Below are 12,369 nucleotides of genomic sequence, written 5' to 3'. Positions count from 1 at the left end.
GTATGAAGGTAATTGTTCAAAAATTTGGTGGCACGTCTGTAAAGAATGATGAAGTGCGCCGAATGGCTGCACGTCATGTTCAGAAATCCGTTAATGATGGTTATAAAGTCGTAGTTGTCGTATCAGCAATGGGTCGTAGTGGAGACCCATATGCTACTGACACACTACTAAATCTTATTAATACAAAAACAGTACCGAAAAGAGAGCAAGATCTTCTTCTATCATGTGGAGAAATCATTTCTTCAGTTGTATTTACGGATTTATTAAGTAGCTATGGAGTTCATGCAAAAGCGATGACTGGAGCCCAAGCAGGCTTTAGAACGAATGAAGATTTTTCTAATGCAAAAATTATCGAGATGAAATGTGAGAAACTTTTAAAAACACTGGAGAAAGTAGATGCAGTTGTCGTTGCAGGGTTTCAAGGCCAATCCAAAACAGGGGAAATTACAACACTAGGTCGTGGTGGTAGCGACACTTCTGCTACGGCTATCGGAGCAGCAATCGGAGCAGAATGGGTTGATATTTTTACAGATGTAGAAGGTGTAATGACAGCAGACCCTCGAATTGTTGAGGGGGCAAGGCCATTATCTGTTGTTACGTATAATGAGATATGCAATATGGCCTACCAAGGTGCTAAAGTTATTCATCCACGTGCGGTTGAAATTGCGATGCAAGCCAAGATACCAATTCATATACGGTCTACTTACTCAGACAGTAAGGGTACCCTAGTAACCGCAATGGTAGGTGACCAACAAGGTCAAGATGTGCAAGATCGATTAATTACAGGTATCGCTCATTTAGCAAAAGTAACACAGATCAAAGTTCTTGCTAAAGAAGGCCAGTATGACCTTCAAGAAAAAGTGTTTAAAGCGATGGCCAATGAAAAAATTAGTGTAGATTTTATAAATATTAATCCATTAGGAGTAGTTTACACTGTAATGGAAGAAGTCGCTGATCGTGCGATAGAAGTTTTACAAGAAATGGGATATGAACCACAAGTCACACGCGAATGTGCAAAAATCTCAGCTGTTGGGGCAGGGATGACAGGAGTTCCAGGAGTAACCGCAAAAATTGTAGCTGCGCTATCAAAAGAAAACATTCAAATTTTACAGTCAGCAGATTCGCATACGACCATTTGGGTTCTTGTTAAAGGTGATGACATGGTAAAAGCAGTGAATGCTTTACATGACATGTTTCAACTAGAAAAGGAAAGTATGTTTGCACCGAGTCGTTCAATGGAAGAATGATACTGTATGGTAGCTACAGTTTAAGGAGTTGAACAAAGTGAACTTTGGTCGGGTCATAACAGCGATGGTTACTCCTTTTGATCAAAAGGGTAATATAGATTATCACAAAACAGAATTACTCGTTCGGCATCTTATCAATAATGGATCCGATGGGCTTGTTGTTGCTGGTACAACGGGTGAGTCACCGACATTGACGACAGAAGAAAAGCTTGCTCTTTTTCAAACTGTCGTTAAAGCAGTAAATGGGAGAGTTCCAGTCATTGCTGGAACAGGAACAAACAATACCCATGCTTCAATCGAATTGACAAAAAAAGCAGCGATGCTTGGTATAAATGGAATTATGGCAGTTACTCCTTATTATAATAAACCATCACAGCAAGGCATGATCGAACACTTTAAGGCGATAGCGAGTTCAACAACTTTGCCAGTAATGCTTTATAATATTCCAGGTCGTTCTATAGTAAATATGACAGTTGATACAATTGTAGAACTTTCAAAGGTAAATAATATTGTGTCGATTAAAGAAGCTAGCGGTGATTTAGAGCAAATGGCTGCGATTATCGAAAAAACCGAAGACAATTTTACGTTGTATAGTGGAGATGATAGTTTAACGTTACCTTCATTAGCGATTGGGGGAAATGGGGTTGTTTCAGTTGCATCTCATATTATTGGCAATGAGTTGCAAGAAATGGTTCGATCCTATCAGGCTGGTAATATTAGCAAAGCTGCAATGTTACATCGTAAGTTACTCCCAGTAATGAAAGGGTTATTTTTAACTCCAAATCCATCTAGTGTAAAAGAGGCTCTACTAATAAAAGGGATTGACGTTGGAAGTGTAAGACTACCACTTGTTCCCCTATCCCAAGTAGAACGAGAAATTTTATACGAAATTATAAACAGCTGAACCATTGGTTCAGCTGTTTTATTATACCAATTTTTCTAGATACATCTTGTTTTCTAATTGATGTTTAAGTTATACTACAAACAAGTGAGTAGTTCGGGTAAATTTTAATGGCAAATGGAATAACCGTATTTATGGCAGATGGCACGCCAATAATTTATAGGACACTAAGAAATGGACATGTATGAAAGCATTGCAGGTTAATTAGTTTAATTCACTAAAAAGCATAGAAAAAAGACTACCTCTACAAATAGAGATGCTGAATGCATATAGGGACACGCTGTTTCCCTATAGTCTATTTAGTGTCTAATAAAAGGGAAATCTGCCGAGTCTACGACGAGTTATCATTGCAGTAAGGTAGAAAAAAGTATCAAATTTTGTTGAGTTAGTCAGTGTATTTGTATCATTTAATTTATTTCATTGTAGCATTTAGGAGGAACGTGAATTGTCAAAAGTAAATACAGAAAAGATACGAGTTTTTGCCTTAGGGGGAGTCGGCGAAATAGGCAAAAATATGTACGTGGTGGAAGTGGATGACGATATTATCGTTATTGACTCTGGTTTAATGTTTCCAGATGATGATATGTTGGGTGTCGATATTGTCATCCCGGATATCTCCTACCTAGTTGAAAACGCTGACCGTGTCCGTGCCATTATTCTAACTCATGGTCATGAAGATCATATTGGTGGATTGCCATATATTTTACAAAAGTTAAAAGTACCCGTGCATGGAACGAAATTAACACTTGGATTAGTAGAGGCGAAACTTCGTGAAGCTGGAATATATACTTCAACTACACTTAAGTTAATCGATAGTAATTCAGAAATAAAGGTCGGCTCAACACCGGTATCTTTTTTTAGAACTAATCACAGCATCCCAGATTCAGTAGGAGTTATCATACAAACAAACTATGGAGCAATCGTACACACAGGAGATTTTAAGTTCGATCAAACACCTGTTGATGGGAAGCATGCAGAAATTGGTAAAATGGCTGCAGTTGGTAATCAAGGTGTGCTTTGTTTGTTATCCGATAGTACAAATGCTGAACGGCCTGGACATACTCTTTCAGAAACTGTTGTCGGACAAGGAATTGCAGATGTTTTTCAAAATACAATGAACAGAATTATTGTCACAACATTTGCATCAAACGTGCATAGAATTCAACAAGTCGTTCAAGCAGCTGCCAAAGCAAACCGAAAAGTAGCGATTGTTGGTAAAAGTATGGAGAAAGTAATCGGGATAGCCAATGATATAGGATATTTAAACGCTCCAGATGATCTTTTTATTGAGATAGACGAAGTAAAAAAGTATCGTCCTGAACAAGTGGCAATCATTACTACAGGGAGCCAAGGTGAGCCTATGAGTGCACTTACTCGAATGGCAAAAGGAGCTCATCGACAAATTACTCTTTCTAGTGAGGATACAGTTATGATTGCAGCTTCACCAATTCCAGGTAATGAAAAATCAGTGTCCAAGATTATTGATCAACTTTATCGAATTGGAGCTGAAGTGGTATACGGACATACAAAAGTACATGCTTCTGGACATGGGAGTGCAGAAGAGTTGAAGTTAATGCTCAACCTCATGAAACCAAAATACTTTATACCTATTCACGGCGAATTTCGAATGCAAATTGCCCATCGTGATCTCGCATTAGAAGTAGGTATGAATAGCGGGAACATTTTCCTTATTGAAAAAGGTGAAGTAGTTGAATTTCACAATGGTACAGGAAGAAAAGCTGGTAAAGTTCCTTCTGGAAATGTGTTAATCGATGGATTAGGTATTGGAGATGTTGGGAATATCGTACTTAGAGACCGTCGCTTACTTTCAAAGGATGGAATACTAGTTGTTGTTGTTACGTTAAATAAAGTAAACGGGGAAATTATTTCAGGTCCTGACATTATTTCAAGAGGGTTTGTATATGTTAGAGAATCAGAGAAGCTTCTTGAAGAAGCAACTAACATGGTGCAACAAACCTTAATAAAATGTGTTACTGAAAATGTAAACGAGTGGTCGTCACTAAAAAGCAATATTAGAGAAGTGTTAAGTCGTTATTTATTTGAAAAAACGAAACGTAGACCAATGATTTTGCCGATCATTATGGAAGTATAAAAGGAAGAAGCGGAGGATCCGCTTCTTTTTTATAGGCTCTTTTCTCAAAGATTGTTGCTTTTAGCTTTTGGACCGTAAGCCAAGCGGATGCTTGGCTCTTCACGCATAGCGTGAAGGTTTTGAAAATAAAATAGCCGATCAGACAAATGAATTTGTCTTGAAAAGGCTATTTTATTTTCAAAAAAACGGTCCAAAAGCAACAAAGTTTACGAAAACAGCCTTTTTATAAGAAAAAAAGTATAATTTTTCAGATGATGTCTAGCTGCAGGTGTCATCGGCTCGAGGTCGCTTCGGTCCATCAAACGTGTCCAAAAGTCAAGACACTAATTGCTGGCCAGCGCTTGTCGCCGATAAGCAGACACCTTCCGCTTTTCTTATAAGGAATTTATCCTTCATTATGATTTTCTAATGGGAATTATTCGTGAGGATCACGACATACTAACATTAGTTACATATAAAGGAGGACGAAAATATGACTGAAACGAACGAAACCCAACAACAGTCACAAGGTGATGAAAAGCCTGCTGTTGATCCGAAGTCGAGTATTGTTAATAAAATTCAAGAATTAGGTCAAACGAATGTTCCTGATATGGATGCTTCAAACATACATTGCATAACAATTGTCGGTCAAATTGAAGGACATATGCAGTTACCACCACAAAATAAGACTACAAAATATGAACACATTATTCCTCAGCTTGTTGCAGCAGAGCAAAATGCAAAAATTGAAGGACTACTCATTATTTTGAATACTGTCGGCGGTGATGTAGAAGCAGGATTAGCTATTTCAGAAATGATTGCTTCGATGTCCAAGCCGACCGTAACACTAGTATTAGGTGGAGGGCATTCCATTGGGGTACCGATTGCAACAGCCTCTGATTATAGTTATATTGCAGAAACGGCGACAATGACGATTCATCCAGTTCGATTGACAGGTCTTGTAATAGGTGTACCGCAAACCTTTGAATATTTAGATAAAATGCAGGAACGGGTTATTCGCTTTGTGACAAAACATTCAACTATTGATGAAGAGAAATTTAAAGAGCTTATGTTTTCAAAAGGTAACTTAACTCGAGATATTGGTACAAATGTTGTTGGAACAGACGCTGTAGAATATGGGCTTATTAATGAAGTAGGCGGAATAGGTCAGGCATTAAAGAAATTAAATGCATTAATTGATGAACGTCGATCTGAACATACAGACGGTGGTGAAATCGTCCAATGATATTGTATACAATGCTCCCTGAAGAAATGATATTTCCGCAAGATGAAAGTAGCTTTGCAAACCAACAAACAATACCGGTGGAAGGAGGACTATTAGTCGTAGAAGATATCGGCCAGTCACAATATAAAGTCATTAGACTTATTAGTAGTAATCCTCACCATTATTTAAACGAAAACTATACACCAGGGCGAGTTATTATGGGAAAACCACAACTTTAATTATGTAGACAAGTTTTGTATTATGTTATAATCTTAGTACACAACTTGGTTGAAGCAGCCAAATTTGGCTGCTTTTCTTCTCTTAAGGAAAAGATTTGCAGTAGTTTTTTGAGGAAAGTGAATTTATAAAACAACTTTCACTTCATGAGACAAGCACCAGTGTAATTTCATATAATAAGTCGCTATAGAGGGTGAAATGATGTCTAAAAAAAGAAAAAAGAAAAAAACAGAGTGGAAAATGCAATTAACGTATGAACTCATAGGTTTATCCTTATTTATTTTGTCAATAATTACTTTTGCAAGGTTAGGCAGTGTCGGTGATGTATTCGTATATCTATTTCGCTTTTTTATAGGTGAATGGCATGTCGTTCTGACGATTAGTCTATTTATTTTTTCACTTTATATTATTATTAAGAGAAAAGTACCTTCATTTTGGACAAGAAGATTAGCAGGACTATATTTACTTTTATTTTCATTTATTTTATTAAGCCATGTGCGTTTATTTGAAGTATTGGCCAGTAAAGAAGGGTTTGAAGACCCTTCAGTATTACGAAATACATGGGAATTATTTTGGATGCAAGTTCAACAAGCAGCCCCAGTTAATGATCTAGGTGGTGGAATGGTAGGTGCACTTGGTTATGCTGCTACTCACTTTTTGTTTGATGCACCGGGAACGTATTTAATTTCATTTTGTTGTATGATTGTAGCTATATTGTTAATTACGAATCAATCACTTTCAGAAATAATTAATCGTATCCTTAACCTCGGAAAGCACATGAGTGGAGCTGTCTTTCGATTCTTTCTAGGACTATTTCAAAGTTGGAAAAAAGAATTTATAGGAAAATTAGCTGAGCGACGTGAAAGACAAAAAGAGAAAAACGAACAAAAGGTAGAAGAAAATGATGGACAGATTGCAGCTCCTTCAGAGCCTGTCATTCATGATTTTACAAGTCAATCTTATGACCGGAAAGAAGAACCAGATTTAACTTTACCTTTATCAAATGAAGTGAGAACACAAATAGAAGTAAAAGAAAAGAAAAATGAAAAATCAGATCAAATTCCACAACAACCGTTAATTATGACGGAAATGGCGAATGAACATTATCAATTACCGAGTTTAGAATTACTTCATTTACCGAATAATAATGGTCAACATATGGAAAAGAGACAAATTTCTGCAAATGCAAAGAAATTAGAGCAGACGCTTGAAAGTTTTGGAGTTAAGGCAAAAGTAACAGATGTCCACCTTGGACCAGCTGTTACAAAATATGAAGTTCATCCAAGTGTCGGTGTTAAAGTTAGTAAAATCGTTAATTTAGCAGATGACTTAGCACTTGCTTTGGCCGCAAAAGATATTCGAATAGAAGCACCTATACCTGGAAAATCTGCTATTGGAATTGAAGTCCCGAATAAAGAAGTGGCTATTGTTACATTAAGAGAAGTGTTAGATTCTTCAAAAAATCGTCAAGAAGTTCACCCACTTTCGGTTGCTTTAGGTAGAGATATTTCAGGGGAACCAGTTTTAGCAGGTATTAATAAGATGCCGCATCTACTCGTAGCCGGTGCTACAGGTAGCGGTAAAAGTGTTTGTATTAACGGGATTATAACAAGCATACTTATGAGAGCAAAGCCCCATGAAGTAAAATTAATGATGATCGATCCAAAAATGGTTGAATTAAATGTATATAATGGGATCCCACATTTACTAACACCCGTTGTCACTGAACCGAAAAAAGCTTCTCAAGCATTAAAAAAAGTCGTTAGTGAAATGGAACGTCGCTATGACTTATTTTCACATTCTGGAACGAGAAATATTGAAGGATATAACGATTTAATAAAGAAACAAAATGATAATGGCGATGCAAAACAGCCGTTATTACCCTATATCGTTGTGATTGTAGATGAGTTAGCGGATTTAATGATGGTTGCATCTGGAGATGTTGAAGATTGCATTACTCGATTAGCGCAAATGGCACGTGCAGCAGGTATTCATATGATTATAGCAACACAGCGTCCATCTGTTGATGTAATTACTGGTGTGATTAAAGCAAATATTCCTTCTAGGATCGCTTTTGGAGTATCTTCACAGACTGATTCTAGAACAATCCTTGATAGTGGGGGGGCTGAGAAGCTTCTCGGGCGAGGAGATATGCTGTATCTGCCGGTAGGAGCAACTAAACCAACTCGAGTACAAGGTGCATTTTTATCCGATGATGAAGTGGAAACAATTGTAGATTTTGTTATTAGTCAACAAAAAGCACAGTATCAAGAAGAAATGACACCTTCGGAAGAGCCAGAGGTAGCTGAAGAAGTAGAAGATGAATTGTATCAGTCGGCAGTTGAGTTAGTAATGGAAATGAACACAGCATCCGTTTCTATGCTTCAGCGTAGATTTAGAATAGGGTATACAAGAGCAGCTAGACTTATTGATGAAATGGAAGCAAGAGGGATCGTTGGTCCGTACGAGGGTAGTAAACCGCGAGAAGTGTTAGTATCAAAATCACCAGAAGAAGCTTCTGCACAATAATAGCTTTGGTTAAGGAGTGGGGAGAATGATTAAATCCGATAATCGTCCATTATATTTACAAGTCATAGATAGAATTAAAGATGATATAGATCAACAAGTATTTAAAGAAGGTGAAAAATTACCATCTGAATTTGAATTATCAAAGCAGTTAGGTATTAGTAGAGCAACATTAAGAGAGGCACTACGAATCCTTGAAGATGAAGGAATAGTTCTACGAAGACATGGTGTAGGTACATTTGTCCATTCAAAGCCATTGTTCTCTTCGGGTATTGAAGAGTTATATAGTGTTTCTGATATGATTGTAAATGCTAAGAAATCACCTGGAACAATATTTTTATCATCTCATGTTGAGGAAGCAACAGATGATGATAGAAACCGGTTTAGTAATGAAGAAATGAAGAACTGTGTTGTTATTGAAAGAGTACGAACAGCTGACGATGAACCTGTCGTCTACTGTTTAGACCGAATTCCAGAAGAGATACTTGGGAAACATTCGATTCATGAAATTGGATCCATTTTTAACTTTCTAGAAAGTATCGGTCATAATATTTCTTACGCAGTAACAACAATCGTTCCTGTTGGTTATCATGAAACGATCTCACCCATATTAAACTGTGAGCCAGAAACATCATTATTATTATTAAAGCAAATGCATTACGACGAGACTGATCACCCTATTTTGTTTTCGCTTAATTATTTTCGGGCGGATAAATTTAAGTTTAAAGTAGTAAGAAAACGGATAAAAGCATAACATAAGGCTAGGTAGAGAGTGTAATCTCAAGCAGGGAGTGATAAAATGAACGAGCTTCAAGAAATTCATAGTGAGTTGAATGGGTTACATTTACATATGGTAAATACACCGAAGTATAAAACGACCACACTTGTTTTACTATTAAAGGCACCATTACAGGCTGGTACTGTTACAAAAAGGGCACTAATCCCACATATATTACAAAGTGGAACAGCTCATTCACCAACAAGAAAAGAGCTTAGAAATCGGTTAGATGAACTTTACGGAGCGAGTTTGTCTGTTGATGTTCAAAAGAAGGGCGAAGAGCATGTCATTGGTTTTCGCATGGATATAGCGAATGAAAAGTTTTTAAAAGAATCTACTCCTTTATTTGAAAAAGGAGTTCAACTGTTAGCTGAAGTTTTACTTCAACCAAAACAAGAGAATGAGAAGTTTGCAACGTCAATTGTTGAAAGTGAAAAGCGTTCATTAAAACAGAGAATTAAATCTGTCTTCGATGATAAAATGCGGTATGCGAATATGAGAATTACAGAAGAGATGTGTAAAGGAGAGCCGTTTGCTTTATCGGTTCATGGTGATGAAAAACAGATCGATGCCTTATCTGAACAAGATCTGTTTGCTTATTATCAACAGCTATTAAAAGAAGATAAAATGGATTTGTATATTATCGGTGATATTAATACAGATGCTGTAAAAGATACGGTTCAAAAATATTTCACACTTCCCGAAGGACGATCAAATTCTGGGATTGAAGTACAAACGACACAAAAGGAAATTAAAGAAGTCAATACGGTATTTGATGAACAAGATGTTAAGCAAGGAAAGCTCCATATGGGGTATCGCACCTACACAACATTTAAAGATGATGCGTACTATGCACTTCAAGTTTTTAACGGGCTATTTGGTGGATTTTCTCACTCAAAGCTATTTATTAATGTTCGTGAAAAGGCGAGTTTAGCTTATTATGCTGCTTCTCGTTATGAAAGCCATAAAGGAATAATTATGGTTATGTCTGGTATTGAGTTTGAGAATTATGATAAAGCGGTTTCTATAATAAACGAACAAATGGAAAACATGAAAAAAGGTGAATTCTCTGATGGGGAGTTAGATCAAACGAAAGCTATGATTAATAATCAGATACTTGAAACAGCTGATACAGCGAGAGGCTTTGCTGAGCTCTTGTACCACAACGTCGTTGCTAATAAAGAACGTTCACTCGAAGATTGGATCTCTGGAATTAATAGTGTAACAAAAGAAGATGTTGTAAAAATTGCTAATCAAATTCAGTTAGATACCATCTATTTCCTAAAAGGAAAGGAGGGGGCGACAGCATGAAGGAAATCCAATTTGAGCAACTAAGAGAGAAGCTTTACTATGAAAAATTAGATAATGGTCTTGATGTGTACGTCCTTCCGAAAACAGGATTTAATAAAACCTATGCAACATTTACAACTAAATATGGTTCTATTGACAACCATTTTATTCCACTTGATCAAAAAGAAGCGCTCGTAGTCCCTGATGGAATTGCTCACTTTTTAGAACATAAAATGTTTGAAGATGAACATGGGGATGTATTTCAAGATTTTAGTAAGCAAGGTGCACAGGCAAATGCATTCACAAGTTTTACAAGGACTGCCTATTTGTTTTCAAGTACTGCAAATGTTAACAAAAATATTGAAACCTTACTTAACTTTGTCCAACATCCATATTTTACTGAAGAAAGTGTTGAGAAAGAAAAAGGAATTATTGGACAAGAAATTAACATGTACGATGATAATCCTGATTGGCGCGTGTACTTTGGTGTGATTGAAAACATGTATGAGCATCATCCGGTGAAGATCGATATTGCTGGAACGATCCCTTCAATCTCAAAAATTACGAAAGATTTATTATATCAATGCTACGAGACGTTTTATCACCCGAGTAATATGCTGATGTTTGTTGTTGGACCAGTTGAACCTAATGAAATTTTACAGCTTATAAAAGAAAACCAGCAGGCGAAAACTTTTAAAGAACCAGAGCAAATTCAACGATTCTTCCCAGCTGAAGGAGAAGAGGTCGCAAAGAAGAAACATGTTATTAAGATGAGTGTACAAACACCAAAATGCCTCGTCGGATTTAAAGAAGGAAAGCCGACAAAACAAGGGGTGGAATTGCTAGAGCATGAACTTGGAATGAATATTTTGCTTGATTTAATGTTTGGTCAAAGTTCTACGAATTATCAGGAATTGTATGATTCAGGGTTAATCGATGAGACGTTTTCATTTGATTATTCAGCAGAATATGGATTTGGCTTTACTATACTTGGAGGAGACACGAAATATCCAGACCGCTTAGCTGATAAAATAAAAACACTGGTCGAGGATTTTATTTCTAATCCGTTGAATGAAGTAGAAGTTGAACGTGCAAAGAAAAAGAAGATCGGATCTTTCTTAAGGTCACTAAATTCTCCTGAATACATTGCAAACCAATTTACTCGCTATCAGTTTAATGATATGAACCTATTCGATGTCGTGCCGATGTTAGAAAAAATAAACGTGGATACATTAACAACAATAATGAAAGACCATTTTAACTTTGAACGATTTACAGTATGTCAAGTAAAATCTGAAGGATATACGGAGGAAGAGTAATTGAATCAAACTTGCTTAATTACTGGGGCAAGTGGAGATATCGGGGCAGCCATTGCTGAAAAAATGGCTGCCCGTGGTTTTTCACTTTACTTACACTATTATAAGAATGAGCAAAACATTCAAAAAGTCGCTCATAATTGTAAGGCTTATGGTGTTGACGTTCATCTTATTCAAGCAGATTTGTCACAAAAAGCATCAGCAACTCGACTAGTAAAGCAGCTACATGAACCAATTGATGTTATTATTCATAATAGTGGTTCAACCTACTATGGCTTATTAACAGACATGAAAGATGAGGAAATCGAGAAAAGCATCCAGCTTCATTTGGCATCACCTATTCAAATCACAAAAGCGTTATTACCATCCATGATTAAAAAGCAAAGTGGTAATATCATGGTCATTTCCTCAATTTGGGGATTAACTGGAGCTTCGTGTGAGGTAGTTTATTCTGCAGTAAAGGGAGGGCTAAATTCATTTGTTAAAGCATTAGCTAAAGAAGTTGGTTTATCTAATGTTCGTGTCAATGGTGTTGCACCAGGAGCAATAGAAACAAATATGCTATCACAATTTAATAAAGAAGAAATACATATGCTTAAAGAAGAAATTCCCATGGGTAGACTAGGTAAGTCTGTGGAGGTAGCTAATGTCGTGTCTTTTTTGACATCAAATGAAGCTAGTTATATTAATGGCCAAATTATATCGGTAAATGGTGCATGGTATTGTTAACGTCAATTTTTTGCCATATTCATTTTGC

10 protein-coding genes are annotated in these 12,369 nt (G+C 36.6%); all 10 read left to right on the top strand.

Going from position 1 to position 12,369, the window contains the following annotated elements; translation table 11 throughout:
- Positions 1 to 2 precede the first annotated feature (2 nt).
- The 10 genes from dapG to ymfI all read left to right on the top strand — a co-directional run bounded on the left by dapG (position 3) and on the right by ymfI (position 12,341).
- The gene (dapG, locus tag J0N78_RS07090) at positions 3 to 1,247 is read left to right on the top strand and encodes an aspartate kinase (protein WP_209122333.1); all 1,245 of its coding nucleotides are present in this window, start codon (positions 3 to 5) and stop codon (positions 1,245 to 1,247) included.
- A 37-nt stretch (positions 1,248 to 1,284) separates the two neighbouring features.
- Positions 1,285 to 2,151 carry a 4-hydroxy-tetrahydrodipicolinate synthase gene (gene dapA, locus J0N78_RS07085; protein ID WP_209122332.1) on the top strand — a complete coding sequence of 289 codons (867 nt, stop codon included), beginning with the start codon at positions 1,285 to 1,287 and terminating at the stop codon, positions 2,149 to 2,151.
- Between the two features lie 442 nt (positions 2,152 to 2,593).
- On the top strand, positions 2,594 to 4,261 hold the full coding sequence (locus tag J0N78_RS07080) for a ribonuclease J (protein ID WP_209122331.1): 1,668 nt from the start codon (positions 2,594 to 2,596) through the stop codon (positions 4,259 to 4,261).
- A gap of 472 nt (positions 4,262 to 4,733) precedes the next feature.
- Complete coding sequence (locus J0N78_RS07075) at positions 4,734 to 5,486, top strand: ClpP family protease (protein ID WP_209122330.1); 753 nt, start codon at positions 4,734 to 4,736, stop codon at positions 5,484 to 5,486.
- Positions 5,483 to 5,704, top strand: coding sequence for a YlzJ-like family protein (locus J0N78_RS07070; RefSeq protein WP_209122329.1), 222 nt, complete (start codon positions 5,483 to 5,485; stop codon positions 5,702 to 5,704). Before J0N78_RS07075 ends, J0N78_RS07070 begins: the two co-directional genes overlap by 4 nt.
- Positions 5,705 to 5,903: 199 nt before the next feature.
- Entirely contained in the window at positions 5,904 to 8,231 is a 2,328-nt protein-coding gene (locus J0N78_RS07065) for a DNA translocase FtsK (protein WP_280637184.1), read from the top strand.
- A 25-nt stretch (positions 8,232 to 8,256) separates the two neighbouring features.
- A complete protein-coding gene (locus J0N78_RS07060) occupies positions 8,257 to 8,982 on the top strand; it encodes a GntR family transcriptional regulator (protein WP_209122327.1) in 726 nt (241 codons plus the stop codon).
- Between the two features lie 45 nt (positions 8,983 to 9,027).
- Positions 9,028 to 10,317: an EF-P 5-aminopentanol modification-associated protein YfmF gene (yfmF, locus tag J0N78_RS07055; protein ID WP_209122326.1), complete on the top strand. Its 1,290-nt coding sequence runs from the start codon at positions 9,028 to 9,030 to the stop codon at positions 10,315 to 10,317.
- A complete protein-coding gene (yfmH, locus tag J0N78_RS07050) occupies positions 10,314 to 11,615 on the top strand; it encodes an EF-P 5-aminopentanol modification-associated protein YfmH (RefSeq protein ID WP_209122325.1) in 1,302 nt (433 codons plus the stop codon). The genes yfmF and yfmH overlap by 4 nt, the downstream gene beginning before the upstream one ends.
- The gene (ymfI, locus tag J0N78_RS07045; protein WP_209122324.1) at positions 11,616 to 12,341 is read left to right on the top strand and encodes an elongation factor P 5-aminopentanone reductase; all 726 of its coding nucleotides are present in this window, start codon (positions 11,616 to 11,618) and stop codon (positions 12,339 to 12,341) included. It abuts the gene before it with no gap.
- Positions 12,342 to 12,369 lie beyond the last annotated feature (28 nt).

The sequence above is a fragment of the Alkalihalobacillus sp. BA299 genome, assembly GCF_017745675.1.
In the GTDB taxonomy this organism is placed as follows: domain Bacteria; phylum Bacillota; class Bacilli; order Bacillales; family Bacillaceae_F; genus Alkalihalobacterium.
Note: the sequence above shows the minus strand (reverse complement) of the source record. Positions and strands in the feature narration are given on the sequence as shown.